The sequence below is a fragment of the Streptococcus thermophilus genome (assembly GCF_010120595.1).
Taxonomy (GTDB): Bacteria; Bacillota; Bacilli; order Lactobacillales; family Streptococcaceae; genus Streptococcus; species Streptococcus thermophilus.
Genome location: NZ_CP038020.1, coordinates 257341 through 281297, shown reverse-complemented (window position 1 = coordinate 281297; position 23957 = coordinate 257341). Strand labels below are relative to the sequence as shown.

Here is a 23957-nt window from a genome sequence, read left to right as displayed (position 1 = left end):
ACGCGTGTCAATTTTTCGATAGTATTAGAAGAGAAATCTTTCTATTTGATTAGTTTTTCGGTATAATATGGTTTGATTAAATGAAAATTAACGAGAACCTACTTTCATGATTTAGGAGTATAGCAACAATTGTAACCAAGAGAATAAGTGAGCAAATTTCTTAATAGCTTTGGGGTAAGAGGTGAGTAATGAATAAGGTTGTATTTGTTTGTCTGGGAAATATTTGTCGAAGCCCTATGGCGGAGTTTATAATGAAAGCGCTTGACCAAGATGGGTCTTTGCATATTGAAAGTCGTGCAACTTCGTCTTGGGAACATGGAAATCCAGTTCACCAAGGAACTCAAAAGATTTTAAGGAAATATGCGGTTTCTTTTGATTCTTCCAAAGGCTCACAACAGATAAGTCAGTCAGATTTTGAATTCTTTGATCTGATTGTGGGGATGAATGAGTCAAATGTTGAGGATCTCCTACAAGTATCTGCGGGTCGTTATGACGATAAAATTAAGCTCTTTAGACCTGGTGGGGTTCCGGACCCATGGTACACAGGTGATTTTGAAGAAACATACAATTTGGTAACTGCAGCTTGCCAAGATTGGCTACAGTGGATTAGGGATAGACAATGAATTTTAAACAGCTAAAGAATTTTGATTTCAAAAATATTGATATTAATCGTAATCAATTTGAGCATATCACGGTAGGGCTTATTATTTTATGCGCTCTGTCCTTGTTGTTGGTGACTATAAAAACGCAACATTCTATTAAAATTGATGGGACTAAAATCACCTATAAAGGTCAGATGCAGAACCATCGTTTAAACGGTCAAGGAACTCTGACCTATGATAATGGTGATACCTATACGGGTGGATTTAAAAATGGTTCTTTTAATGGTCAAGGAACTTTTAAATCTCACGAAGGTTGGACTTATGAAGGAGAGTTCAAGTCTGGTCAAGCAGATGGCCAAGGAAAATTGACTACTGAAAATAAGGTTATCTACAAAGGAAAATTTACACAAGGGATTTTTAAAGGATGAGAATTAACTGGTTTTCTTATATTCGTGTGACAGGGCTCCTTTTAGTTCTTGTCTATCATTTTTTTCCAAGCGTTCTTCCTGGGGGATTCATTGGTGTTGATGTCTTCTTTACCTTTTCAGGCTATCTGATTACGGCACTTTTGATTGATGAGATGTCTAGGACACATCGAATTGATTATCTTGGTTTTATGCGACGACGCTTTTACCGTATAGTACCCCCACTTGTACTGATGGTTCTTATCTGTACCCCTTTAGCACTCTTGGTTCGAAATGATTTCATTGCAGGCATCGGGCATCAGATCACCTCTGTTATAGGTTTTGTAACTAACTATTATGAAATTTTAACTGGGGGGAATTATGAGAATCAGTTTAACCAGCATATCTACCTCCATACATGGAGTCTGGCTATTGAGGTTCATTATTATATTCTCTGGGGTGCCTTACTTTGGTTCCTAGCAAAGCGTGTTAAGCATCAAAATCAATTTAGAGGCCTAGTTTTCATGGTATCTCTTACCTGCTTTACGGTGAGTTTCCTATCTATGTTTATTAGTGCTTTCTTTGTTGATGGTTTTTCTCGCTTGTATTTTTCTTCAATCACGCACGCTTATCCTTTCTTTTTAGGTTCGCTTTTTGCGACACTTTCAGGTGTACATGAGACGACTGCTAGGTTTAAGAAAAATGTTCGCCTATGGGAACTTAAAAAGACAGTTCTTTATATGGTTGGTAGCTTTGCTCTGCTCTTATTGTTGGGATTAGTCCTTCATTTTGAAGAACGTATTACCTATCTATTTGGGTTCTTTTTGGCTAGTTTGTTTACAGCTGTCATGATTTACTCTGCACGTATTCTCCATGAGAAGCTACCTGGCAAATCAGAGCCTGCTTTTATTAGTTATTTGGCGGAAATCAGTTACAGCGTTTATTTGTTCCACTGGCCGCTATATATTATCTTCAGCCAATTAACCAATAATATCATTGCAGTCATACTGACAACAATTTTGTCAATCGTTTTTGCGACACTTTCCTACTATATAATAGAGCCGTTTATTGCGGGAAGAAAGGGAAGTCTCTTTGGAATAGATTTGGACTTGACACCTTACCGACATATTGTGCTCTATATCTTCAGTGGGCTCACCTTAATTACAGTGCTCATTTCTCTCTTTGCGCCAGCTGTTGGGAACTTTGAGAAAGATTTGGTAGCTAAGGGATTGTCACAAGCTCAGACGAAGATGAAATTAACACGTACCAATGCTGAAAACAGTCAAGCTACCTCTTTTGGTGTGAATAAAGGAGTGGTAATTCTAGGGGATTCCGTTGCTCTTAGGTCGAAAGATCAGATTGAATCAAGTATTGATAATGTCGCTATAGATGCAGTAGTCAGCCGTAATCTATCAACTATTAATGATTTACTTAAAGATTATGCGGATAGTAATGCCCTTGCAAAAGATGTTGTTATTGCTGGTGGTGTTAATGAGATTGATGACTATAAAGGGGTCATTAATAAAATGATTAAAAATCTACCTAAAGGTCACCATATCATCTTTGTGACACCATATAATGGTAGTAAGTCTGGAAGTGAAGCCGTATCTTTGGTTCAGTTACGTAAGTATGAGTTAGAGATGGCTAAGAAATATGACTTTGTGACGGTTGCTGATTGGTATCAAGTTGCTAAAGAAAATATTTCTATCTGGAATGGTACAGATGGGGTTCACTTTGGCTCCGATAGTGACTCTATTAACCGTGGGGCTAAATTATATACCAATACGATTAAAGAGGCTATCGCGAAAGCAAATCAGAAACCTGTTAAGGGTGGTAAAAAATAATAAAAAAAGAAGACAAGAGTGGTCTTCTTTTTTTGTGGACAAATTTTGACTCAGTTTTTTGTTTTGTGCTAAAATAAGCCTATGGCAAGAATATTAGATAATGATTTACTAGGAGATGAGGAGTATGTGGAGCGTACCCTTCGCCCTCAGTACTTTAAGGAATATATTGGTCAAGATAAGGTTAAGGACCAATTAAAAATTTTTATAGAAGCAGCTAAACTCCGTGATGAGGCTCTAGACCATACCCTTTTGTTTGGCCCACCTGGTTTGGGTAAAACGACTATGGCATTTGTAATCGCCAATGAGATGGGAGTGAATTTGAAGCAAACATCTGGGCCGGCAATTGAAAAGGCTGGTGATTTAGTTGCTATACTCAATGACTTGGAGCCGGGAGACATCTTATTTATTGATGAGATTCATCGTATGCCTATGGCAGTGGAAGAAGTTCTTTATAGCGCTATGGAAGATTACTGCATCGATATCATGATTGGAGCAGGTGAAACAAGTCGTAGTGTTCATCTAGACCTGCCTCCCTTTACTTTGGTTGGTGCGACCACACGAGCAGGTATGCTGTCAAATCCCTTGAGAGCTCGCTTTGGAATCAATGGTCATATGGAATATTATGAGTTACCTGATTTGACAGAGATTGTAGAACGTACTTCGGAAATCTTTGAAATGACAATAACACCAGAGGCTGCCTTGGAATTAGCACGGCGTAGTCGTGGAACACCACGTATTGCTAACCGCCTGCTTAAGCGCGTGCGAGACTATGCTCAAATCATGGGTGATGGTGTCATTGACGATAAGATTGCAGATCAGGCATTGACTATGCTGGATGTAGATCATGAAGGGTTAGACTACGTTGACCAAAAAATCCTCCGAACTATGATTGAGATGTATGGGGGAGGCCCAGTTGGCTTAGGTACTTTATCAGTTAATATTGCTGAAGAGCGAGAAACAGTGGAAGATATGTATGAACCCTACCTAATCCAAAAAGGTTTCATTATGCGTACACGAACAGGACGTGTCGCAACTGCTAAAGCCTATGAGCATATGGGATATGACTATACTCGAGATAATTAATAAAGAATCCATCTAGAAAGGTGGATTCTTTATTTAGTTTAAAAATAAAATAAAACAAGGGAAAAATTTCAAAAATCCCTTGCAATGAATGGGTTCTTCTGTTATTATATTATGGTGCTGTTAAAACAGTGCTTAGCTATGATACAAGAGGTTGCGACACGCCTGGTTGCACTGCCACGCAATCCGTGTTGGTTTTCTTGAGGAGCTAGCCTATTATCTTAAATAGACGAAAGAGGAGAAAAAATGGCAAACAAAAAAATTCGTATCCGTTTGAAAGCTTACGAACACCGTACGCTTGATACAGCGGCTGAAAAAATCGTAGAAACTGCAACTCGCACTGGTGCGACAGTTGCTGGGCCAGTCCCACTTCCAACTGAACGTAGTCTCTACACAATTATTCGTGCGACTCACAAATATAAAGATTCTCGCGAACAATTTGAAATGCGTACACACAAACGTCTCATCGACATTATCAACCCAACTCAAAAAACAGTTGACGCTTTGATGAAACTTGATCTTCCAAGTGGTGTGAACGTCGAAATCAAACTTTAATTTAAAGATTGATTCATTGAGCATAAAAAACGCTCGTTAAAAACTTTTTTGAGCATAAAAAACGCTCATAAAAAACTTTTTGAAATACATTATTAAAGTAAAGGAAGTATTTTCTCATGACAAAAGGAATCTTAGGGAAAAAAGTGGGAATGACTCAAATCTTCACTGAAGCAGGTGAATTTATCCCTGTTACTGTCATTGAAGCTACTCCAAACGTTGTGCTTCAAGTTAAAACTGTTGAAACAGACGGTTACGAAGCAGTTCAAGTTGGTTTTGATGACAAACGTGAAGTATTGAGCAACAAACCTGCCAAAGGCCACGTAGCGAAAGCTAACACAGCTCCTAAGCGCTTCATTCGTGAATTCAAAAACATTGAAGGCTTAGAAGTTGGATCAGAAATCACAGTTGACATATTCGAAGCTGGAGATGTTGTTGATGTAACTGGTACTTCAAAAGGTAAAGGTTTCCAAGGTGTTATCAAGCGCCACGGTCAATCACGCGGACCTATGGCTCACGGTTCTCGTTACCATCGTCGTCCAGGTTCAATGGGACCTGTAGCGCCTAACCGTGTTTTCAAAAACAAACACTTGGCAGGACGTATGGGTGGCAACCGTGTGACAATTCAAAACCTTGAAATTGTACAAGTTATCCCAGAGAAAAACGTTATCCTTATCAAAGGTAACGTACCAGGTGCTAAGAAATCTCTTATCACTATCAAATCAGCAGTTAAAGCTGCTAAATAATAAGAAAGGAGAAATCAGTTAAAAATGGCAAACGTAAAACTATTTGACCAAACTGGTAAAGAAGTTAGCACAGTTGAACTTAATGACGCTATCTTCGGTATCGAACCAAACGAATCAGTAGTATTTGATGTCGTAGTCAGCCAACGTGCTAGCCTTCGCCAAGGTACTCATGCGGTTAAAAACCGTTCGGCAGTATCAGGTGGTGGACGTAAACCATGGCGTCAAAAAGGAACTGGACGTGCTCGTCAAGGTTCTATCCGCTCACCACAATGGCGTGGTGGTGGTGTTGTCTTCGGACCAACTCCACGTTCTTACGGATACAAACTTCCACAAAAAATTCGTCGCCTTGCATTGAAATCTGTATACTCAGCTAAAGTTGCAGAAGATAAATTTGTAGCGGTTGAAGCTCTCTCATTTGCGGCTCCAAAAACTGCTGAATTCGCAAACGTTCTTTCAGCTCTTAGCATCGATTCTAAAGTACTTGTTATCGTTGAAGAAGGAAACAAATTCGCTGAACTTTCAGCACGTAACCTTGCAAACGTAACTGTTGCAACTCCTGCAACTGCAAGCGTACTTGACATCGTAAACGCAGATAAACTTCTTGTTACTAAAGAAGCTATCTCATCAATCGAGGAGGTTCTTGCATAATGAATTTGTATGACGTAATCAAAAAACCTGTTATCACTGAGAAATCTATGATTGCTCTTGAAGCAGGAAAATACACTTTCGAAGTTGATACACGTGCACACAAACTCTTGATCAAACAAGCAGTTGAAGCTGCATTTGAAGGTGTTAAAGTTGCTAGCGTGAACACTGTAACTGTTAAACCAAAACAAAAACGTGTAGGACGTTACACTGGTTTCACTTCAAAAACTAAAAAAGCTATCATCACTCTTACAGCTGATTCTAAAGCAATCGAGTTGTTTGCAGCTGAAGCTGAATAATCAAAGGAGAAATTAACGTGGGTATTAAAGTTTATAAACCAACGACAAATGGCCGTCGTCACATGACTTCTTTGGATTTCGCAGAAATCACTACAAGCACTCCTGAAAAATCATTGCTTGTTTCTCTTAAGAACAAAGCTGGTCGTAATAACAATGGTCGTATCACTGTACGTCACCAAGGTGGCGGACACAAACGCCACTACCGTTTGATTGACTTCAAACGTAACAAAGATGGCGTTGAAGCAGTTGTTAAAACAATTGAGTACGATCCAAACCGTACTGCAAACATCGCTCTTGTACACTACACTGACGGGGTTAAAGCTTACATCATCGCACCTAAAGGTCTTGAAGTAGGTCAACGTATCGTTTCAGGTCCAGATGCGGATATCAAAGTTGGTAACGCTCTTCCACTTGCAAACATCCCAGTTGGTACAGTTATCCACAACATTGAGCTTAAACCAGGTAAAGGTGCTGAACTTGTCCGTGCCGCTGGTGCTTCTGCTCAAGTTTTGGGTCAAGAAGGTAAATACGTACTTGTTCGTCTTCAATCAGGCGAAGTTCGTATGATTCTTGGAACTTGTCGTGCAACTATCGGTACTGTGGGTAACGAACAACAATCACTTATCAACCTTGGTAAAGCCGGTCGTAACCGCTGGAAAGGTGTTCGCCCAACAGTTCGTGGTTCTGTAATGAACCCTAACGATCACCCACACGGTGGTGGTGAAGGTAAAGCACCAGTTGGACGTAAAGCGCCATCTACTCCATGGGGTAAACCTGCGCTTGGTCTTAAAACTCGTAACAAGAAAGCTAAATCTGACAAACTTATCGTTCGTCGTCGTAACGAAAAATAATTTAGTCGCTTAGTATATGACATCCGCCAACTCGGTAGCGCTTCTTAGCGCAAGCCGCTGTGGTACATTTAATTTAAAGGAGAAAACTACAAAATGGGACGTAGTCTTAAAAAAGGACCTTTCGTCGATGGGCATTTGATGAAAAAAGTTGAAGCTCAAGCAAATGACGAAAAGAAAAAAGTAATTAAAACTTGGTCACGTCGTTCAACGATTTTCCCAAGTTTCATCGGATACACTATCGCAGTTTATGATGGACGTAAACATGTTCCTGTTTACATCCAAGAAGACATGGTAGGTCACAAACTTGGTGAATTTGCACCAACTCGTACTTACAAAGGTCATGCAGCTGACGATAAGAAAACACGTCGTTAATAGGAGGAGGACACAATGGCAGAAATTACTTCAGCTAAAGCAATGGCTCGTACAGTGCGTGTTTCACCTCGTAAAACACGTCTTGTTCTTGATCTTATCCGTGGTAAGAACGTTGCTGATGCAATCGCAATCTTGAAATTCACTCCAAACAAAGCAGCTCGCATTGTTGAGAAAACACTTAACTCTGCTATCGCTAACGCAGAAAACAACTTTGGTTTGGAAAAAGCTAACTTAGTAGTATCTGAAACATTCGCAAACGAAGGACCAACAATGAAACGTTTCCGTCCACGTGCGAAAGGTTCAGCTTCACCAATCAACAAACGCACAACTCACGTAACAGTAGTTGTGTCAGAAAAATAAGGAGGTAAACTCGTGGGTCAAAAAGTACATCCAATTGGTTTGCGTGTCGGGATCATCCGTGATTGGGATGCGAAATGGTATGCTGAAAAAGAATACGCAGATTACCTTCACGAAGATTTGGCAATCCGCAAATTCATTCAAAAAGAGCTTGCAGACGCTTCAGTTTCAACTATTGAAATCGTACGTGCTGTAAACAAAGTTATTGTTTCACTTCACACTGCTAAACCAGGGATGGTTATCGGTAAAGGTGGATCAAACGTTGACGCTCTTCGCACTCAACTTAACAAATTGACTGGAAAACAAGTTCACATCAACATCGTTGAAATCAAAAAACCTGATTTGGACGCTCACCTTGTTGGTGAAACTATTGCTCGTCAACTTGAGCAACGTGTTGCTTTCCGTCGTGCACAAAAACAAGCTATCCAACGTGCAATGCGTGCTGGAGCTAAAGGGATCAAAACTCAAGTATCAGGTCGTTTGAACGGTGCAGATATTGCCCGTACAGAAGGATACTCAGAAGGGACAGTTCCACTTCACACACTTCGCGCTGATATCGATTACGCTTTGGAAGAAGCTGACACAACTTACGGTAAACTTGGTGTTAAAGTTTGGATCTACCGTGGAGAAGTTCTTCCAGCCCGTAAAAACACTAAAGGAGGCAAATAACAAATGTTAGTACCTAAACGTGTTAAACACCGTCGTGAATTCCGTGGAAAAATGCGCGGTGAGGCTAAAGGTGATAAAGAAGTATCATTCGGTGAATACGGTCTTCAAGCTACAACTAGCCACTGGATTACAAACCGTCAAATCGAGGCTGCTCGTATTGCCATGACTCGTTACATGAAACGTGGTGGTAAGGTTTGGATTAAGATCTTCCCACATAAACCATACACTGCTAAAGCTATCGGTGTACGTATGGGTTCTGGTAAAGGGGCACCTGAAGGTTGGGTAGCACCAGTTAAACGTGGTAAAGTAATGTTCGAAATCGCAGGTGTTTCTGAAGAAGTTGCACGTGAAGCGCTTCGTCTTGCTAGCCACAAATTGCCAGTTAAATCTAAATTCGTGAAACGTGAAGCAGAATAAGGAGAAGACATGAAACTTGAAGAAATCAAAAAGTTTGTTGCTGAGCTTCGTGGCTTGTCTCAAGAAGAGCTTGCTAAAAAAGAAAACGAACTTAAGAAAGAACTTTTCGACCTTCGTTTCCAAGCTGCAGCAGGTCAACTTGATCAAACTGCCCGTTTGAACGAAGTTAAAAAACAAATTGCACGTATTAAAACTGTGCAATCTGAAATTAAATAATAGATTGGGAAAGGAGCAATTCTAATAATGGAACGTAATCAACGTAAAACCCTTGTTGGACGCGTAGTATCTGACAAGATGGATAAAACAATCACAGTTGTAGTTGAAACTAAACGTAACCACCCAGTCTATGGTAAACGTATCAACTACTCTAAAAAATACAAAGCACATGATGAAAACAACGTTGCTAAAGAAGGCGATATCGTTCGTATCATGGAAACTCGTCCACTTTCAGCTACAAAACGCTTCCGTCTTGTAGAGGTTGTGGAAGAAGCTGTTATTATCTAATAAAACTAAAAGGAGACAATTGAAATGATTCAACAAGAAAGTCGCTTAAAAGTTGCTGATAATAGCGGTGCTCGTGAGATCTTGACTATCAAAGTTCTTGGTGGTTCAGGACGTAAATTCGCTAACATCGGCGACGTTATCGTTGCAACTGTTAAACAAGCTACACCAGGTGGAGCTGTTAAAAAAGGTGATGTTGTTAAAGCTGTTATCGTACGTACAAAAACTGGTGCTCGCCGTTCAGACGGTTCATACATCAAGTTTGATGACAACGCTGCAGTAATCATCCGTGATGACAAAACTCCTCGTGGAACTCGTATCTTTGGCCCTGTTGCACGTGAATTGCGTGAAGGTGGATACATGCGTATTGTATCTTTGGCGCCAGAAGTACTTTAATCTGAATTAACACAAACTTAGTCCCCTGATTTATTCAGGGTGCCCATTAGGGCGTAAGAAATAATAGGAGAAATACTCAAATGTTTGTAAAAAAAGGCGATAAAGTTCGCGTTATTGCTGGTAAAGACAAAGGAACTGAAGCAGTAGTTCTTAAGGCTCTTCCAAAAATAAACAAAGTTGTTGTTGAAGGTGTTGCAATCATTAAAAAACATCAAAAACCATCAACTGAAAACCCTCAAGGTGCTATCGTGGAAAAAGAAGCACCAATCCACGCTTCAAACGTTCAAGTTCTTGACAAGAACGGTGTAGCTGGACGTGTAGGTTACAAAGTTGTTGACGGCAAGAAAGTTCGTTACAACAAAAAATCAGGCGAAGTGCTTGACTAATCACGAAGGAAAGGAGAAAGTATTAAATGGCTAACCGTCTTAAAGAAAAATACACTAACGAAGTAATTCCTGCTTTGACTGAACAATTTAACTATTCTTCAGTTATGGCTGTGCCAAAGGTTGATAAAATTGTTATTAACATGGGTGTTGGTGAAGCTGTAAACAACGCTAAAACTCTTGAAAAAGCTGCTGCTGAATTGGCACTTATTTCAGGTCAAAAACCATTGATTACTAAAGCTAAGAAATCAATCGCTGGCTTCCGTCTTCGTGAAGGTGTAGCGATCGGTGCTAAAGTTACCCTTCGTGGTGAACGCATGTACGAATTCTTAGATAAATTGGTGTCAGTTTCACTTCCACGTGTTCGTGACTTCCATGGTGTTCCAACTAAATCATTTGATGGACGTGGTAACTACACACTTGGGGTTAAAGAACAACTTATCTTCCCAGAAATCAACTTCGATAATGTTGATAAAGTACGTGGTATGGATATCGTTATCGTAACTACTGCTAACACTGACGAAGAAGGTCGTGAATTGCTTAAAGGCCTTGGAATGCCTTTTGCAAAATAATCTAGGAGGTAAATAAATTGGCTAAAAAATCATTGATTGCTAAGAACAAACGCCCTGCGAAGTTCTCTACGCAAGCTTACACTCGTTGCGAACGTTGTGGACGTCCACACTCAGTTTATCGCAAATTTAAACTTTGCCGTGTTTGCTTCCGTGAATTGGCTCACAAAGGTCAAATTCCAGGTGTTACCAAAGCTTCTTGGTAAAATTATGATTCATTCAAGTTAGATTTTTCTAAGTTGAATGTATTAAACACAAACTGAGCCCAGCTCAATCATTAACTAGCAAGTGAATTATTCAAACTACTAGTAAGAGGAGAAAATATAAAATGGTTATGACTGACCCAATTGCAGATTTCTTGACACGTATCCGTAACGCTAACCAAGCTAAGCACGAAGTTCTTGAAGTACCTGCATCAAACATTAAAAAAGGTATTGCTGAAATCCTTAAACGTGAAGGTTTTGTAAAAAACGTTGAAGTTATTGAAGATGACAAACAAGGTATCGTTCGCGTATTCCTGAAATACGGACAAAATGGTGAACGTGTTATCACTAACTTGAAACGTATCTCTAAACCAGGTCTTCGTGTTTACTCTAAGCGTGAAGATATTCCTAAAGTTCTTAACGGACTTGGAATCGCGATCATTTCTACTTCAGAAGGTCTTTTGACTGACAAAGAAGCTCGTCAAAAGAACGTTGGTGGAGAAGTTATCGCTTACGTTTGGTAAGAGGTTAACAGTAAGCGCGATTGTTTAACTAGTCGTGCGAGTTTCATTGATTTAATTCTTTGAAACTCATCCCCGTGAAAACTAGTCACTTAGTGGCTTGATAATCTAACAGGAGAATTAAAGACTATGTCACGTATTGGTAATAAAGTAATTACTTTGCCTGCTGGTGTTGAAATAACAAACAACGATAACGTTGTTACTGTTAAAGGACCTAAAGGCGAACTCACTCGTGAGTTTAACAAAAACATTGAAATCAAAGTTGAAGGCAACGAAGTTACACTTCACCGTCCAAACGACTCAAAAGAAAACAAAACAATCCACGGCACTTCACGTGCAAACTTGAACAACATGGTTGTTGGTGTTTCTGAAGGTTTCAAAAAAGAACTTGAAATGCACGGTGTAGGATACCGTGCTCAACTCCAAGGAACAAAACTTGTTCTTTCAGTTGGTAAATCTCACCAAGACGAAGTTGAAGCTCCAGAAGGCATTACTTTTGAAGTACCATCTGCAACTTCAATTGTTGTTAGCGGTATCAACAAAGAAGTTGTTGGTCAAACAGCAGCTTACATCCGTAGCCTTCGTTCTCCAGAACCTTACAAAGGTAAAGGTATCCGTTACGTTGGTGAATACGTACGTCGTAAAGAAGGTAAAACTGGTAAATAATAGGATTTTATCCTTGTGGCTATTCTTTTTGGATTTCCCACTTACCAAAAGCTCTCATGAGCAATCATTATAATTAAGAGGTGAAAATTGTGATTTCGAAACCAGATAAAAACAAACTCCGCCAAAAACGCCACCGTCGCGTTCGCGGAAAACTCTCTGGAACTGCTGATCGCCCACGTTTGAACATTTTCCGTTCTAATACAGGCATCTACGCTCAAGTAATTGATGACGTAGCGGGTGTAACGCTCGCAAGTGCATCAACTCTTGATAAAGAGGTTTCTAAAGGAACTAAAACAGAACAAGCCATTGTTGTCGGTAAACTTGTTGCTGAACGCGCAGTAGCTAAAGGTATTTCTGAAGTGGTGTTTGACCGCGGTGGATATCTCTATCACGGACGTGTTAAAGCTTTGGCTGACTCAGCTCGTGAAAACGGATTGAAATTCTAATAGGGAGGACACTTAATAATGGCATTTAAAGATAATGCAGTAGAACTTGAAGAACGCGTAGTTGCTATCAACCGTGTTACTAAAGTTGTAAAAGGTGGACGCAACATGCGTTTTGCTGCTCTTGTTGTTGTTGGTGACCGTAATGGTCGCGTAGGATTTGGTACTGGTAAATCTCAAGAGGTTCCAGAAGCTATCCGTAAAGCAGTTGAAGCAGCTAAGAAAAACCTTATCGAAGTTCCTATGGTTGGTACAACTATTCCTCACGAAGTTCGTTCAGAATTTGGTGGAGCGAAAGTATTGTTGAAACCAGCTGTTGAAGGTGCTGGGGTTGCCGCTGGTGGTGCAGTTCGTGCCGTCGTCGAATTGGCTGGTGTTGCTGATGTAACATCTAAATCACTTGGTTCAAACACTCCAATCAACATTGTTCGTGCGACAGTTGAAGGATTGAAACAACTTAAACGTGCTGAAGAAGTTGCGGCTCTTCGTGGCATCTCAGTATCTGACTTGGCATAAGAAAGGAGATAACAATGGCTCAAATTAAAATTACTTTGTCTAAGTCTCCAATCGGACGCAAACCAGAACAACGTAAAACAGTTGCTGCTCTTGGACTTGGTAAATTGAATAGCTCAGTTGTTAAAGAAGACAACGCTGCTATCCGTGGTATGGTCAACGCAGTATCTCACTTGGTAACTGTAGAAGACGTTAAATAAAAATTGATTTAAGTCGTGAGGGTTACCTTGCGACTTAAACTGAATTTCATGTATAGGCGAGTTTCTAATCAAGCTACCTTACTTGATTAGAGGCGCTAGCATTTTACAAAAAGAGGAGAAAATAATAATGAAATTTCATGAATTGAAACCTGCTGAAGGTTCTCGTAAAGTCCGTAACCGTGTAGGTCGTGGTACTTCATCTGGTAACGGTAAAACTTCAGGTCGTGGTCAAAAAGGTCAAAAAGCTCGTAGCGGTGGTGGCGTACGTCCAGGATTTGAAGGTGGACAAACTCCATTGTTCCGTCGTCTTCCAAAACGCGGATTCACTAACATCAACGCTAAAGAATACACCCTTGTAAACCTTGATCAATTGAACGTTTTTGAAGATGGTACAGAAGTAACTCCAGTAGTTCTTAAGGAAGCTGGAATCATTCGTGCTGAAAAATCAGGCGTTAAAGTTCTTGGCAACGGCGAATTGACTAAGAAATTGACTGTTAAAGCAGCTAAATTCTCAAAATCTGCTGAAGCAGCTATCACTGCTAAAGGTGGTTCAATCGAAGTCATCTAATGAGGGGTAACTCATTATGTTTTTTAAACTATTAAAAGATGCGTTGAAAGTCAAAAACGTTCGTAATAAGATTTTATTTATAATCTTCATTATTTTCGTTTTTCGTGTCGGGACTCATGTAACAGTTCCTGGTATCAACGCTGAAAGTTTGAAACAATTAAGTGATTTACCTTTCTTGAACATGCTTAACTTGGTGTCTGGTAATGCTATGAATAACTTCTCTATCTTTTCAATGGGGGTTAGTCCGTATATTACAGCATCAATCATTGTCCAACTTTTGCAGATGGATATCTATCCAAAATTTGTAGAGTGGGGCAAACAAGGGGAAGTTGGTCGGCGTAAATTAAATCAGGCGACTCGCTATATTACTCTTGTTTTAGCCTTTGTTCAATCGATTGGTATTACAGCTAGTTTCAATACACTCTCATCAATTTCATTGGTTAAGACACCTAATATTTCAACCTATCTATTGATTGGGTCAATTTTAACTGCTGGTAGCATAATTGTGACGTGGCTTGGTGAACAAATTACTGATAAGGGCTTCGGTAATGGTGTGTCAATGATTATCTTTTCTGGTATCATTGCTTCCATTCCAAAGATGTTCTCAACAATTTACGAGGATTTCTTTGTCAATGTTCGTACAGGAGATTTGACTCGTTCCTATATCATCGTCGCTTTGTTGATTGTGGTAGGTTTGGCAATTGTCTTCTTTACGACATTTGTACAACAAGCAGAATATCAAATTCCAATTCAATATACGAAATTGGTTCAAGGTGCTCCAACGAATTCATACTTACCTTTGAAAGTCAATCCAGCTGGTGTTATTCCCGTTATCTTTGCTAGCTCGATTACGACAATTCCTAGTACTATTCTTCCATTCTTCTCTAAGGTTACGTGGTTATCACATTTACAAGGATTACTCTCGTATAATACACCTAGTGGAATGATTACTTACGCGATATTGATTATCTTATTCTCATTCTTCTACACATTTGTCCAAGTAAATCCTGAAAAAACTGCAGAATATCTTCAAAAGAATGGGTCTTACATTCCTAGTGTTCGTCCAGGTCGTGAGACAGAAAAGTATATGTCTTCATTGCTTAAGAGATTGGCAACAATCGGGGCTGTATTTCTCGCGTTTATTTCATTAGCTCCAATTGCGGCTCAACAGTTTATGCACCTCACAAGTTCAATTGCACTTGGTGGTACATCACTCTTGATCTTGATTTCAACTGGTATCGAAGGTATGAAACAACTTGAGGGTTACCTATTGAAACGTCAGTATGTTGGATTTATGAATCTTGAAGACTAAGTTTTCTCACGAGCAATCGAGAGGGAAAGAAAGGTAAGTTTCTGTCCCTTCTCTTTTGTTTTTAAATAACTCTATCAAGGTTTAACAACCTTGATAGAGTTATTTAAAAACAAAAATAAGGAGTTCGTAAGATGAATCTTTTAATTATGGGTCTACCAGGTGCTGGTAAAGGGACTCAAGCTGCAAAAATTGTTGAAGAATTTGGTGTAGCTCACATCTCAACTGGTGATATGTTCCGTGCTGCTATGGCTAATCAAACAGAAATGGGAAGGTTGGCAAAATCATTCATCGATAAAGGTGAATTGGTACCAGACGAAGTTACAAATGGAATTGTTAAAGAACGTTTGGCTGAATCTGATATTGCTGAAAAAGGTTTCTTGCTAGATGGTTACCCACGTACTATTGAACAAGCTCACGCTTTGGATGAAACATTGAAAGCACTAGATATTAAACTTGACGGGGTGATTAATATTGAAGTTAATCCAGAGAGCTTGGTTGAACGTCTTTCTGGTCGTTTCATTTGTCGCTCATGTGGTTCCACTTACCATAAAGTATTCAACCCAACTAAGGTTGAAGGAACATGTGATGTTTGTGGTGGACATGAATTCTTCCAACGTGAAGATGACAAACCTGAAACTGTTAAACGTCGTCTAGATGTAAACATTGCTCAAGGTGAGCCAATTATTGCACACTACCGTGAGCTTGGTCTTGTATCAGATATTCAAGGAAACCAGGACATTGATGATGTATTCGCTGATGTTAAAAAAGCGATTGCAGCAATTAAATAATTATAGAATCTTACTTGCGTATCAGACTTTGGCATGTTATAATACTTTAGTCTGACTTATAATTGTTAACTCTGTGCTCAGAGGAAATCAAATCGAAATTTTAGGGGGGACTTTTGCGTGGCAAAAGAAGACGTGATTGAAATTAAAGGTAAAGTTGTTGAAACTATGCCTAATGCTATGTTTACTGTTGAGTTGGAAAATGGACACCAAATTTTGGCGACAGTTTCTGGTAAAATCCGTAAAAACTACATTCGTATTTTGGTCGGTGACCGTGTGACTGTTGAAATGAGTCCTTATGATTTGACACGTGGACGCATCACATACCGCTTTAAATAATCGAAATAATTGGAGGGATTAAAACATGAAGGTAAGACCATCGGTTAAACCAATTTGCGAATACTGTAAAGTTATTCGTCGTAACGGTCGTGTTATGGTAATTTGTCCAACAAATCCAAAACACAAACAACGTCAAGGATAATATAGAAAGGAGAAATCATGGCTCGTATTGCTGGAGTTGACATTCCAAACGATAAACGTGTAGTAATTTCACTTACTTACGTATACGGTATCGGACTTGCAACATCTAAGAAAATCTTGGCTGCTGCAGGCGTTTCTGAAGACATCCGCGTTAAAGATTTGACAAATGATCAAGAAGACGCTATTCGTCGTGAAGTGGATGCAATCAAAGTTGAAGGTGACCTTCGTCGTGAGGTTAACCTTAACATCAAACGTTTGATGGAAATCGGTTCATACCGTGGTATCCGTCACCGTCGTGGACTTCCTGTCCGTGGGCAAAACACTAAAAACAATGCCCGCACTCGTAAAGGTAAAGCTGTTGCGATTGCAGGTAAGAAAAAATAATCTAAAATAAAATAGGAGGTAAAAACATTGGCTAAACCAACACGTAAACGTCGTGTGAAAAAGAATATCGAATCTGGTATTGCTCACATTCACGCTACTTTCAATAACACTATTGTTATGATTACAGATGTGCATGGTAATGCTGTAGCTTGGTCATCAGCTGGTGCTCTTGGTTTCAAAGGTTCTCGTAAATCTACACCATTTGCTGCCCAAATGGCTTCTGAAGCTGCTGCTAAATCTGCACAAGAACACGGTCTTAAGACAGTTGAAGTAACTGTTAAGGGTCCTGGTTCAGGTCGTGAGTCTGCTATCCGTGCTCTTGCTGCTGCTGGTCTAGAAGTAACAGCAATCCGTGATGTAACTCCTGTACCACATAATGGTGCTCGTCCTCCAAAACGTCGTCGTGTGTAATTTTTAATAACAATAGTACACAAGATTCGTTTCGAGGGAGTATAATAAATGATTGAGTTTGAAAAACCAATAATAACAAAAATTGATGAAAATAAAGATTACGGCAAATTTGTCATCGAACCACTAGAACGTGGTTATGGTACAACTTTGGGTAACTCTCTTCGTCGTGTACTCTTGTCATCACTTCCAGGTGCTGCCGTAACATCAATTAAAATTGATGGAGTGCTCCACGAGTTTGATACCGTACCAGGCGTCCGTGAAGACGTGATGCAAATTATCCTTAATATTAAGGGACTTGCTGTAAAATCTTACGTCGAAGACGAAAAAACAATTGAACTTGATGTTCAAGGTCCAGCTGAGGTTACTGCTGGAGATATCTTGACTGATAGTGACATTGAAATTGTTAACCCTGATCATTATCTTTTTACTATCGCTGAGGGTGCTTCATTCCAAGCAACAATGACAGTATCTACAAACCGTGGTTATGTTCCAGCAGAAGAAAATAAAAAAGATGATGCACCAGTGGGAACTTTGGCTGTAGATTCAATCTACACACCAGTGAAAAAAGTCAATTATCAAGTTGAACCTGCTCGTGTAGGTAGCAATGATGGTTTTGATAAATTGACAATCGAAATCGTGACAAACGGAACAATCATCCCAGAAGATGCCCTCGGTCTCTCGGCTCGAGTTTTAATTGAACACTTGAATTTGTTTACGGATCTTACTGATGTGGCTAAAGCTACAGATGTGATGAAGGAAACTGAAAAAGTGAACGATGAAAAATTGCTTGATCGTACCATCGAAGAACTTGATTTGTCTGTACGCTCATATAACTGTTTGAAACGTGCCGGTATCAATACCGTTCATGATTTGACAGAGAAGACTGAGCCTGAAATGATGAAAGTCCGTAACCTAGGTCGTAAATCACTTGAAGAAGTCAAAGTTAAATTGGCTGATCTTGGACTTGGACTTAAAAATGATAAATAATAATATAGGAGGATAACATGGCATACCGTAAACTTGGACGCACAAGCTCTCAACGTAAAGCGGTTCTTCGTGATTTGACTACAGATCTTATCATTAACGAAGCAATCGTTACAACTGAAGCACGTGCTAAAGAAATCCGTAAAACAGTTGAAAAAATGATTACTCTTGGTAAACGTGGTGATTTGCACGCACGTCGTCAAGCAGCTGCATTTGTACGTAACGAAATTGCATCTGAAAGCTATGATGAAGCAACTGATAAATATACATCAACAACTGCTCTTCAAAAACTTTTCTCAGAAATCGCACCTCGTTATACTGAACGTAACGGTGGATACACTCGTATCCTTAAAACAGAACCACGTCGTGGCGATGCTGCCCCAATGGCAATTATCGAACTTGTTTAATTTTTATCAATTTTGTTGAGTGTTATGATGATGGAATAGCTTAGCTTTTCTTAGTCTAGCTCTGGTCTACCGCTGGGCAGACGCCCAGCGGGAACACTCATCATAAAAAAGGGAATAAATAAGCATGTAACGCTTGTTTACGAAAGATAATACTGTTATTTTTCGTAAGCAGGCGTTTTTCATATCTTGAATTGTCAAATTAAGTGCATACTTTCCCCATAAAATACTTCATAAGGTGTTTTCCAGTTAAGATATTTTTGTGGGCTATTATTAAGTTTGTTCTTCCACAGCTGAATAATCTGATCATTAACCAATGTTACATCACTCTCTTTGGGAAAATGTTCTCTTAGTAGTCCATTCGTATTCTCATTAGTCCCTCGTTGCCATGGAGCATGGGGATCAGGAAAATAGACTTAAATTTTTAATTGATCACACAACTTCTGATGATAGGGACACTCTTTCCCTCTATCAGGAGTCACAGTATGCTTGGTCAAGGGTTCTAGCATTTTTACCATAGCTTCTATTACCAACTTACTTTTCTTGACAGCTACCTTCTGGATTTTTAGAAAACGATAATAACGGTCAGTTAGAGTCACTAAACAAGATTTTCCAGTTTTACCTGCAACAGTATCGTCTTCCCAATCTCCTATTCTAGTTCGGTTATTAGCATCTTTGGGTCTTTCTTTAATTGTATGAGATATAGAGATTTTCCCTCTATTTTCGACATAACCTTTTGTATGAGGCTTTTTGCCACGATGGCGGAGCTTGCGAATGACACCACGAGGACCATGAGATAGTGAGTTGTTATCAAAATGTCCTTTGTAAATGGCTCTATAACTTGTTTGATAACTAATAACAGCTTTTCCATACTCTAATCTCAACCGACCTTCTATTTCTTCAGGAGACCATTGATACTCGAGAAATAGATGTTTGACGGACGGTATTGCTTAAATTGCGATCTATTTCAAGTATCCGTTTCCGCCTACAGTGTGATTTAGCAATATAGTAGGATTTCTGTGCATAACATGGAGAATAGTTTCCTTCTCTTAGATGTCGCTTTCACTCACGACTAATACTAGAGGGATAACGATGAAGTAACTTAGCAATTTGAGACAAATTTAGGCCTTGCGTACGGTAAACGAGAATACTTTCACGCTCTTCTATGGTAAAGTGATGGTAGCTCATAAGACTTCCTTTCGTAACTAGTTCGTTCAATTCTATTTTACTAGAAAATCTTATGAGTTTTTATTGTGCACTTATATTGTATATTCAAACTATAAATGGTCTGAATATTTTGATATAATGGAAAAAACTTATTTTTACATGGGGGATTTTATTGTGACAAGAGCCAAGGAGCTGCTTAAACAAAGGTACTATAAGCCAATCAAAGATCATCCTGAACTATTTGTTGAAATCGAGTTGGAATACCCTGTAGTTAATTTGAGTGTGAATGCTACTGATGTTTCTCTATCGAAATAGTTATTCATCTATCTTCTAAATAATTTTGATTTTCATGCGGATAAGTTTGATTCTGATAATAATCCTATTCAGCTTATTGATCAGGTTTCTGGTGATATGATTCTTTTTGAGGTCTCATACAATATAATTGAATTTGCTTTTGCAAAGGCTAGCCGCATTGCTGAAGTTGAGGAACGTCTAGGCACTTACCTCAGTATGATTCAACCGTATCTTCGTGACCATAATCATGAGTTGCAAGGATGGGGCGTAAATCCAAACTGGCAAAAAATGATAATAGGCCTGTTAAATCTCCTCGTTATAAGATGCTTATGAATTTTCTTGAGCTCTCTAAAGCAAAGAATGATCCTTTCTTTCACGATTATCCTGAATATGGCTCTTTTATCTGTGGAAGTCAGGTACAGTTAGATATCTCAAAAACATCCTATTCGAGAGTTCTAAATGCTTTTAATCAAATAGAGGGACCCAAGGCGGTATTATTGGCAAACTATTAATTTTGGGGTTCTGATTGGGATCTTGCGCTTTCACGTGATGTTTTCTGGGAGAATTCCATGCATGGTGTGTTTGAGGAAAATGCGGGGGGTATTTCCGAAGGTGTTTGAAAACGAAGATGACTATTTTTCTTATCTATCCGAGACTGCAATTTTTACAGCTACGAGGGGTGAAGTGACTTACTATTTTGAACCTATTCGTGCTAAAGACTACTTGAATAAACCAGCTATTCAAGCCTGGTCTATTCATGGTAAAGAAGTTTCAATTCAGCCGAGTGAGGACGACTTTCAAACGCATCGTTCTTATCAATTTCAAGATTTAACGACTAGGGGAACCGTTGAGTTTCGAAGTGTTTGTACTCAGCCTTTCTCAGCGACTTTTGCACCAGCAGCCCTTCATCTTGGACTTTTAGTTAACTTAGAGGCACTAGAAAGTATTTTAAAAGGCACATCTTTATTTGAAGTTTTTGATTATGATTATCCTAAAATTCGTTGCTTGTTTTCGAAAAAGAAAATCTCAAAGACTGATTTAAAATTGATCTTGCCTTTGACAGAGACTCTGCTAACTTGTGCAGAGGATGGGCTCAAAAATCGTGGCTTTGGAGAAGAAGTTTACTTAGCTCCTCTTCAAGAAAGATTAGCTGCTTTGAAAAATTGTTTAGACTAACTCCAGATAGTATAAATGTAATGTTTCGGAAAAGCTAAAAAAGTCAAAAAGCTTATTGACAATAGCATACAATAAATGGTATTATATGATAGTTGTTTCGAAAGAGACAAAAGAGAGTTTCAAAAAACTTTCAAAAAAGTATTGACATTGATTGTCAAACTTGATATAATAACTAATGTTGTTAGCGGAAATGGCGGAATTGGCAGACGCGCAGGACTAAGGATCCTGTGACCGCTTTAGGTCGTGAGGGTTCAAGTCCCTCTTTCCGCATAGTAACCAGTTAAGAGACTGGTTTTTTTATATTAAAAAAATCAAAACGCTTACAAATCATAGAAAAACTAGTTTTTTGAGTCTAATTGTGATAAAATAAACATGTAAACGGGTTCAAACCCAAAAAAATATAGGAGGCCTTTATAATGGCAATCGTTTCAGCAGAAAAATTTGTTCAAGCAGCTCGTGACAATGGTTATGCAGTTGGTGGATTTAACACAAATAACCTTGAGTGGACTCAAGCTATCTTGCGTGCAGCAGAAGCTAAAAAAGCTCCAGTACTTATCCAAACTTCTATGGGTGCAGCTAAGTACATGGGTGGTTACAAATTGTGTAAAGCTCTTATCGAAGAATTGGTTGAATCAATGGGTATCACTGTACCAGTTGCTATTCACCTTGATCACGGTCACTACGATGATGCTCTTGAGTGTATCGAAGTTGGTTACACTTCAATCATGTTTGATGGTTCACACCTTCCAATTGAAGAAAACCTTAAATTGGCGAAAGAAGTTGTAGAAAAAGCACACGCTAAAGGTATCTCAGTTGAAGCTGAAGTTGGTACTATCGGTGGTGAAGAAGACGGTATCGTCGGTAGAGGTGAATTGGCACCAATCGAAGATGCTAAAGCTATGGTTGCAACTGGTGTTGACTTCTTGGCTGCAGGTATCGGTAACATCCACGGTCCTTACCCAGAAAACTGGGAAGGTCTTGACCTTGACCACTTGCAAAAATTGACAGAAGCTGTACCAGGTTTCCCAATCGTATTGCACGGTGGATCAGGTATTCCTGATGATCAAATCCAAGAAGCTATCAAACTTGGTGTTGCTAAAGTTAACGTTAACACAGAATGTCAAATCGCATTTGCTAACGCAACACGTAAATTTGTTGCTGAATACGAAGCAAATGAAGCAGAATACGACAAGAAGAAACTCTTCGACCCACGTAAATTCTTGAAACCAGGTTTCGATGCTATTACAGAAGCTGTTGAAGAACGTATCGATGTATTTGGTTCAGCAAACAAAGCTTAATTACTGCTAAAACGTGATTAAATCAAGGTTTGTCCGCATGGGCAGACCTTTTTACAGTCATTTTGCCCCCGATTTGCCCCAGAAGTGCTATTTTGTGAGAATTTCGTTCCACCATATAGCGCAAATAAAGCGTAATTTTGTTTGAAACATTATTAAATGGCTCTTTGTCAACTGTAGTGGGTGACGAAAAGCTAACATCTAGAGAGGACCGGATAGGTCCTTTTTTATGTATGTTCAGTGTGATGAAGACACGCTTCTTAAAGTTGATAAAGTTTCTAAAACCGAAGCCCAAACGTTTGATGTCTTTGATCAACTTATTAGTCGCTTCAAGTTTCGCGTTTGAATAGTCCGTTTCTAGTGCGTTTTTGATGTATTGCTTGTGTCTAAGAAAAGTCCTAAAGACAGTTTGAAAATAATGATTGACCTTGCTCCTATTTTCCTCTATCAGTTCAAAGAACTCATATACTCTCTTCTCCTGAAAGTGAAAAAGCAAAAGCTGATAAAGTGTATAGTAGTCAGTAAGCTCTTTTGAAAAGACTAGTGTCTTCGCAACAACTTCATGTGGTGCTAAAGTTTGGCGGAAAGTCTTTGAATAAAAAGAGTTGAGAGATAGTTTACGGATGTCCTTTTGAAAAAGTCGCCAGTGATTTTTTAAATCTCAATAAGGTAGTGAATTCTTATTAAACTGGTTCATAATGGCAATTCTTGTCTTTAAAAAGGCACGTCCAAGGTGCTGGATAATGTGAAATCGATCAGGAACGATTTTGGCGTTAGGAAAGAGTTTGCGAGCCAGTGGAATATAAGCTCCAGACATATCCATCGTGATAAATTGTACCTGTTGTCGGATTTCCAATGGATACTTCAAAAAGTAGTTTCGTATAGTAGTTTGACGGCGATTATCAAGGATGGTTATGAGTCGGTTTGTCTCATAGTTTTGAGCCACAAAAGCCAACTCCCCTTTCTTGAACCCAAACTCATCCCAGGACATAACAGCAGGGAGTTTGTCATAATGTTCCTTGAAAGTAAACTGATCAAGCTTACGATAGACAGTGGACGTCGACACGCGAAGTCTTCTTGCAATATCAGTTAGTGACACTTTCTCAGTTAGGAGTTGTGTAACTTTTTGTCGGACTAGATTGGAGATTTGGCAGTTTTTCTCAACGATAGATGTCTCAGCTACCGTTACTCTCCTACAATTTTTACACTGGAAACGACGTTTTTTCAGACGTAGTAGAGTTGGTGTTCCCGCTTGCTCGAGAAGAGGGATTTTAGAAGGCTTTTGAAAGTCGTACTTGATCATCTTTCCATGGCAATGAGGACATGATGGTGCAGGGTAATCAAGTTTTGCTTGAATCTCGATATGAGTGTCAGTTTCAAAAACAAGTGAAATCTTGATATTTTGGTCTTTGATTCCGATTAATTCTGTGTTATTCTTAATAAGTCTCATAAGTTCTTCCTAAT

Annotated in this window: 34 protein-coding genes, 1 tRNA gene and 3 pseudogenes; 36 read left to right on the top strand and 2 right to left on the bottom strand. The window is 39.1% G+C overall.

Annotated elements, in window-relative coordinates:
• Positions 1-188 precede the first annotated feature (188 nt).
• The 33 genes from E3C75_RS01490 to rplQ all read left to right on the top strand — a co-directional run bounded on the left by E3C75_RS01490 (position 189) and on the right by rplQ (position 18564).
• Positions 189-623, top strand: coding sequence for a low molecular weight protein-tyrosine-phosphatase (locus tag E3C75_RS01490; protein ID WP_084829158.1), 435 nt, complete (start codon positions 189-191; stop codon positions 621-623).
• Positions 620-1030: an MORN repeat-containing protein gene (locus tag E3C75_RS01485; protein WP_002948620.1), complete on the top strand. Its 411-nt coding sequence runs from the start codon at positions 620-622 to the stop codon at positions 1028-1030. The genes E3C75_RS01490 and E3C75_RS01485 overlap by 4 nt, the downstream gene beginning before the upstream one ends.
• Entirely contained in the window at positions 1027-2850 is a 1824-nt protein-coding gene (locus E3C75_RS01480) for an acyltransferase family protein (protein ID WP_084829157.1), read from the top strand. Before E3C75_RS01485 ends, E3C75_RS01480 begins: the two co-directional genes overlap by 4 nt.
• 81 nt (positions 2851-2931) lie before the next feature.
• Positions 2932-3933 carry a Holliday junction branch migration DNA helicase RuvB gene (gene ruvB, locus E3C75_RS01475; RefSeq protein WP_100262292.1) on the top strand — a complete coding sequence of 334 codons (1002 nt, stop codon included), beginning with the start codon at positions 2932-2934 and terminating at the stop codon, positions 3931-3933.
• Positions 3934-4176: 243 nt separating this feature from the next.
• Positions 4177-4485, top strand: coding sequence for a 30S ribosomal protein S10 (rpsJ, locus tag E3C75_RS01470; RefSeq protein ID WP_002885653.1), 309 nt, complete (start codon positions 4177-4179; stop codon positions 4483-4485).
• A gap of 116 nt (positions 4486-4601) precedes the next feature.
• The gene (gene rplC / locus E3C75_RS01465) at positions 4602-5228 is read left to right on the top strand and encodes a 50S ribosomal protein L3 (protein ID WP_002952166.1); all 627 of its coding nucleotides are present in this window, start codon (positions 4602-4604) and stop codon (positions 5226-5228) included.
• 24 nt (positions 5229-5252) lie between these two features.
• Positions 5253-5876, top strand: a complete 624-nt coding sequence (gene rplD / locus E3C75_RS01460) for a 50S ribosomal protein L4 (protein ID WP_084826187.1) — start codon at positions 5253-5255, stop codon at positions 5874-5876.
• On the top strand, positions 5876-6172 hold the full coding sequence (locus tag E3C75_RS01455) for a 50S ribosomal protein L23 (protein WP_002887066.1): 297 nt from the start codon (positions 5876-5878) through the stop codon (positions 6170-6172). Before rplD ends, E3C75_RS01455 begins: the two co-directional genes overlap by 1 nt.
• A 17-nt stretch (positions 6173-6189) precedes the next feature.
• On the top strand, positions 6190-7023 hold the full coding sequence (gene rplB, locus E3C75_RS01450; RefSeq protein WP_084826186.1) for a 50S ribosomal protein L2: 834 nt from the start codon (positions 6190-6192) through the stop codon (positions 7021-7023).
• A gap of 93 nt (positions 7024-7116) precedes the next feature.
• Entirely contained in the window at positions 7117-7395 is a 279-nt protein-coding gene (gene rpsS, locus E3C75_RS01445) for a 30S ribosomal protein S19 (protein WP_002952159.1), read from the top strand.
• Between the two features lie 15 nt (positions 7396-7410).
• Complete coding sequence (gene rplV / locus E3C75_RS01440) at positions 7411-7755, top strand: 50S ribosomal protein L22 (protein ID WP_002887063.1); 345 nt, start codon at positions 7411-7413, stop codon at positions 7753-7755.
• 12 nt (positions 7756-7767) lie between these two features.
• On the top strand, positions 7768-8421 hold the full coding sequence (gene rpsC, locus E3C75_RS01435; protein WP_084826185.1) for a 30S ribosomal protein S3: 654 nt from the start codon (positions 7768-7770) through the stop codon (positions 8419-8421).
• 3 nt (positions 8422-8424) lie between these two features.
• The gene (gene rplP, locus E3C75_RS01430; RefSeq protein WP_084826184.1) at positions 8425-8838 is read left to right on the top strand and encodes a 50S ribosomal protein L16; all 414 of its coding nucleotides are present in this window, start codon (positions 8425-8427) and stop codon (positions 8836-8838) included.
• A 9-nt stretch (positions 8839-8847) separates the two neighbouring features.
• Positions 8848-9054 (top strand): 50S ribosomal protein L29, encoded by a 207-nt coding sequence (rpmC, locus tag E3C75_RS01425; RefSeq protein WP_002952156.1) that lies wholly within the window; start codon positions 8848-8850, stop codon positions 9052-9054.
• A gap of 27 nt (positions 9055-9081) precedes the next feature.
• Positions 9082-9342, top strand: coding sequence for a 30S ribosomal protein S17 (gene rpsQ / locus E3C75_RS01420; RefSeq protein ID WP_002885836.1), 261 nt, complete (start codon positions 9082-9084; stop codon positions 9340-9342).
• 24 nt (positions 9343-9366) lie between these two features.
• Positions 9367-9735, top strand: coding sequence for a 50S ribosomal protein L14 (gene rplN / locus E3C75_RS01415; RefSeq protein ID WP_002952155.1), 369 nt, complete (start codon positions 9367-9369; stop codon positions 9733-9735).
• 80 nt (positions 9736-9815) lie between these two features.
• On the top strand, positions 9816-10121 hold the full coding sequence (gene rplX / locus E3C75_RS01410) for a 50S ribosomal protein L24 (protein WP_084829154.1): 306 nt from the start codon (positions 9816-9818) through the stop codon (positions 10119-10121).
• A 26-nt stretch (positions 10122-10147) separates the two neighbouring features.
• Positions 10148-10690 carry a 50S ribosomal protein L5 gene (rplE, locus tag E3C75_RS01405; protein WP_002946163.1) on the top strand — a complete coding sequence of 181 codons (543 nt, stop codon included), beginning with the start codon at positions 10148-10150 and terminating at the stop codon, positions 10688-10690.
• Positions 10691-10707: 17 nt separating this feature from the next.
• Positions 10708-10893 (top strand): type Z 30S ribosomal protein S14, encoded by a 186-nt coding sequence (locus E3C75_RS01400; RefSeq protein ID WP_002946164.1) that lies wholly within the window; start codon positions 10708-10710, stop codon positions 10891-10893.
• 122 nt (positions 10894-11015) lie between these two features.
• Positions 11016-11414 carry a 30S ribosomal protein S8 gene (rpsH, locus tag E3C75_RS01395; RefSeq protein ID WP_014622041.1) on the top strand — a complete coding sequence of 133 codons (399 nt, stop codon included), beginning with the start codon at positions 11016-11018 and terminating at the stop codon, positions 11412-11414.
• Positions 11415-11540: 126 nt separating this feature from the next.
• Positions 11541-12077, top strand: coding sequence for a 50S ribosomal protein L6 (rplF, locus tag E3C75_RS01390; protein WP_002946167.1), 537 nt, complete (start codon positions 11541-11543; stop codon positions 12075-12077).
• An 89-nt stretch (positions 12078-12166) separates the two neighbouring features.
• Positions 12167-12523 carry a 50S ribosomal protein L18 gene (gene rplR / locus E3C75_RS01385; protein ID WP_011681714.1) on the top strand — a complete coding sequence of 119 codons (357 nt, stop codon included), beginning with the start codon at positions 12167-12169 and terminating at the stop codon, positions 12521-12523.
• An 18-nt stretch (positions 12524-12541) separates the two neighbouring features.
• A complete protein-coding gene (gene rpsE / locus E3C75_RS01380) occupies positions 12542-13036 on the top strand; it encodes a 30S ribosomal protein S5 (protein WP_002946171.1) in 495 nt (164 codons plus the stop codon).
• A 14-nt stretch (positions 13037-13050) separates the two neighbouring features.
• Positions 13051-13233, top strand: a complete 183-nt coding sequence (gene rpmD, locus E3C75_RS01375) for a 50S ribosomal protein L30 (RefSeq protein WP_002946172.1) — start codon at positions 13051-13053, stop codon at positions 13231-13233.
• A gap of 127 nt (positions 13234-13360) precedes the next feature.
• The gene (rplO, locus tag E3C75_RS01370) at positions 13361-13801 is read left to right on the top strand and encodes a 50S ribosomal protein L15 (RefSeq protein ID WP_014622040.1); all 441 of its coding nucleotides are present in this window, start codon (positions 13361-13363) and stop codon (positions 13799-13801) included.
• A gap of 16 nt (positions 13802-13817) precedes the next feature.
• Entirely contained in the window at positions 13818-15113 is a 1296-nt protein-coding gene (secY, locus tag E3C75_RS01365) for a preprotein translocase subunit SecY (RefSeq protein ID WP_111679744.1), read from the top strand.
• A gap of 131 nt (positions 15114-15244) precedes the next feature.
• Positions 15245-15901, top strand: coding sequence for an adenylate kinase (locus E3C75_RS01360; RefSeq protein ID WP_002952136.1), 657 nt, complete (start codon positions 15245-15247; stop codon positions 15899-15901).
• A 117-nt stretch (positions 15902-16018) separates the two neighbouring features.
• Positions 16019-16237 (top strand): translation initiation factor IF-1, encoded by a 219-nt coding sequence (infA, locus tag E3C75_RS01355; protein ID WP_084829152.1) that lies wholly within the window; start codon positions 16019-16021, stop codon positions 16235-16237.
• Between the two features lie 25 nt (positions 16238-16262).
• Positions 16263-16379: a 50S ribosomal protein L36 gene (rpmJ, locus tag E3C75_RS01350; protein ID WP_000868345.1), complete on the top strand. Its 117-nt coding sequence runs from the start codon at positions 16263-16265 to the stop codon at positions 16377-16379.
• A 17-nt stretch (positions 16380-16396) separates the two neighbouring features.
• Positions 16397-16762, top strand: coding sequence for a 30S ribosomal protein S13 (gene rpsM, locus E3C75_RS01345; RefSeq protein WP_002885820.1), 366 nt, complete (start codon positions 16397-16399; stop codon positions 16760-16762).
• 27 nt (positions 16763-16789) lie between these two features.
• Entirely contained in the window at positions 16790-17173 is a 384-nt protein-coding gene (gene rpsK, locus E3C75_RS01340; RefSeq protein WP_002887520.1) for a 30S ribosomal protein S11, read from the top strand.
• Between the two features lie 48 nt (positions 17174-17221).
• Positions 17222-18160 carry a DNA-directed RNA polymerase subunit alpha gene (locus E3C75_RS01335; protein WP_100262289.1) on the top strand — a complete coding sequence of 313 codons (939 nt, stop codon included), beginning with the start codon at positions 17222-17224 and terminating at the stop codon, positions 18158-18160.
• A 17-nt stretch (positions 18161-18177) separates the two neighbouring features.
• Complete coding sequence (gene rplQ, locus E3C75_RS01330) at positions 18178-18564, top strand: 50S ribosomal protein L17 (RefSeq protein WP_002952134.1); 387 nt, start codon at positions 18178-18180, stop codon at positions 18562-18564.
• Between the two features lie 194 nt (positions 18565-18758).
• Here rplQ and E3C75_RS12225 read toward each other — a convergent pair.
• Positions 18759-19749, bottom strand: a pseudogene (locus E3C75_RS12225) (IS30 family transposase).
• Between the two features lie 153 nt (positions 19750-19902).
• Between E3C75_RS12225 and E3C75_RS11430 the strand changes: the two are divergent.
• From E3C75_RS11430 to E3C75_RS01295, 3 genes and pseudogenes are all read left to right on the top strand, one after another.
• Positions 19903-21198: pseudogene (locus tag E3C75_RS11430) on the top strand (glutamate-cysteine ligase family protein).
• A 184-nt stretch (positions 21199-21382) separates the two neighbouring features.
• A tRNA-Leu gene (locus E3C75_RS01300) sits at positions 21383-21468 on the top strand.
• Positions 21469-21614: 146 nt separating this feature from the next.
• Complete coding sequence (locus tag E3C75_RS01295) at positions 21615-22496, top strand: class II fructose-bisphosphate aldolase (RefSeq protein WP_100273556.1); 882 nt, start codon at positions 21615-21617, stop codon at positions 22494-22496.
• Between the two features lie 198 nt (positions 22497-22694).
• On the opposite strand, the pseudogene E3C75_RS01290 reads toward E3C75_RS01295, so the two are convergent.
• Positions 22695-23943 (bottom strand): annotated as a pseudogene (locus E3C75_RS01290) (ISL3 family transposase).
• Positions 23944-23957 lie beyond the last annotated feature (14 nt).

Excerpts from the sequence above, each read along its gene's own strand:
- rpmJ (WP_000868345.1), top strand. The coding sequence starts at position 16,263 with ATGAAGGTAAGACCATCGGTTAAACCAATTTGCGAATACTGTAAAGTT.
- rplE (WP_002946163.1), top strand. The coding sequence starts at position 10,148 with ATGGCTAACCGTCTTAAAGAAAAATACACTAACGAAGTAATTCCTGCT.
- rplF (WP_002946167.1), top strand. The coding sequence starts at position 11,541 with ATGTCACGTATTGGTAATAAAGTAATTACTTTGCCTGCTGGTGTTGAA.
- rpsE (WP_002946171.1), top strand. The coding sequence starts at position 12,542 with ATGGCATTTAAAGATAATGCAGTAGAACTTGAAGAACGCGTAGTTGCT.
- rplC (WP_002952166.1), top strand. The coding sequence starts at position 4,602 with ATGACAAAAGGAATCTTAGGGAAAAAAGTGGGAATGACTCAAATCTTC.
- E3C75_RS01480 (WP_084829157.1), top strand. The coding sequence starts at position 1,027 with ATGAGAATTAACTGGTTTTCTTATATTCGTGTGACAGGGCTCCTTTTA.
- rpsM (WP_002885820.1), top strand. The coding sequence starts at position 16,397 with ATGGCTCGTATTGCTGGAGTTGACATTCCAAACGATAAACGTGTAGTA.
- rpmD (WP_002946172.1), top strand. The coding sequence starts at position 13,051 with ATGGCTCAAATTAAAATTACTTTGTCTAAGTCTCCAATCGGACGCAAA.
- ruvB (WP_100262292.1), top strand. The coding sequence starts at position 2,932 with ATGGCAAGAATATTAGATAATGATTTACTAGGAGATGAGGAGTATGTG.
- rplD (WP_084826187.1), top strand. The coding sequence starts at position 5,253 with ATGGCAAACGTAAAACTATTTGACCAAACTGGTAAAGAAGTTAGCACA.
- E3C75_RS01485 (WP_002948620.1), top strand. The coding sequence starts at position 620 with ATGAATTTTAAACAGCTAAAGAATTTTGATTTCAAAAATATTGATATT.
- rplO (WP_014622040.1), top strand. The coding sequence starts at position 13,361 with ATGAAATTTCATGAATTGAAACCTGCTGAAGGTTCTCGTAAAGTCCGT.
- rpmC (WP_002952156.1), top strand. The coding sequence starts at position 8,848 with ATGAAACTTGAAGAAATCAAAAAGTTTGTTGCTGAGCTTCGTGGCTTG.
- E3C75_RS01295 (WP_100273556.1), top strand. The coding sequence starts at position 21,615 with ATGGCAATCGTTTCAGCAGAAAAATTTGTTCAAGCAGCTCGTGACAAT.
- E3C75_RS01490 (WP_084829158.1), top strand. The coding sequence starts at position 189 with ATGAATAAGGTTGTATTTGTTTGTCTGGGAAATATTTGTCGAAGCCCT.
- rpsJ (WP_002885653.1), top strand. The coding sequence starts at position 4,177 with ATGGCAAACAAAAAAATTCGTATCCGTTTGAAAGCTTACGAACACCGT.
- rplP (WP_084826184.1), top strand. The coding sequence starts at position 8,425 with ATGTTAGTACCTAAACGTGTTAAACACCGTCGTGAATTCCGTGGAAAA.
- E3C75_RS01335 (WP_100262289.1), top strand. The coding sequence starts at position 17,222 with ATGATTGAGTTTGAAAAACCAATAATAACAAAAATTGATGAAAATAAA.
- secY (WP_111679744.1), top strand. The coding sequence starts at position 13,818 with ATGTTTTTTAAACTATTAAAAGATGCGTTGAAAGTCAAAAACGTTCGT.
- rplV (WP_002887063.1), top strand. The coding sequence starts at position 7,411 with ATGGCAGAAATTACTTCAGCTAAAGCAATGGCTCGTACAGTGCGTGTT.
- rplN (WP_002952155.1), top strand. The coding sequence starts at position 9,367 with ATGATTCAACAAGAAAGTCGCTTAAAAGTTGCTGATAATAGCGGTGCT.
- rpsS (WP_002952159.1), top strand. The coding sequence starts at position 7,117 with ATGGGACGTAGTCTTAAAAAAGGACCTTTCGTCGATGGGCATTTGATG.
- rplQ (WP_002952134.1), top strand. The coding sequence starts at position 18,178 with ATGGCATACCGTAAACTTGGACGCACAAGCTCTCAACGTAAAGCGGTT.
- rpsQ (WP_002885836.1), top strand. The coding sequence starts at position 9,082 with ATGGAACGTAATCAACGTAAAACCCTTGTTGGACGCGTAGTATCTGAC.
- E3C75_RS01455 (WP_002887066.1), top strand. The coding sequence starts at position 5,876 with ATGAATTTGTATGACGTAATCAAAAAACCTGTTATCACTGAGAAATCT.
- rplX (WP_084829154.1), top strand. The coding sequence starts at position 9,816 with ATGTTTGTAAAAAAAGGCGATAAAGTTCGCGTTATTGCTGGTAAAGAC.
- rpsH (WP_014622041.1), top strand. The coding sequence starts at position 11,016 with ATGGTTATGACTGACCCAATTGCAGATTTCTTGACACGTATCCGTAAC.
- E3C75_RS01360 (WP_002952136.1), top strand. The coding sequence starts at position 15,245 with ATGAATCTTTTAATTATGGGTCTACCAGGTGCTGGTAAAGGGACTCAA.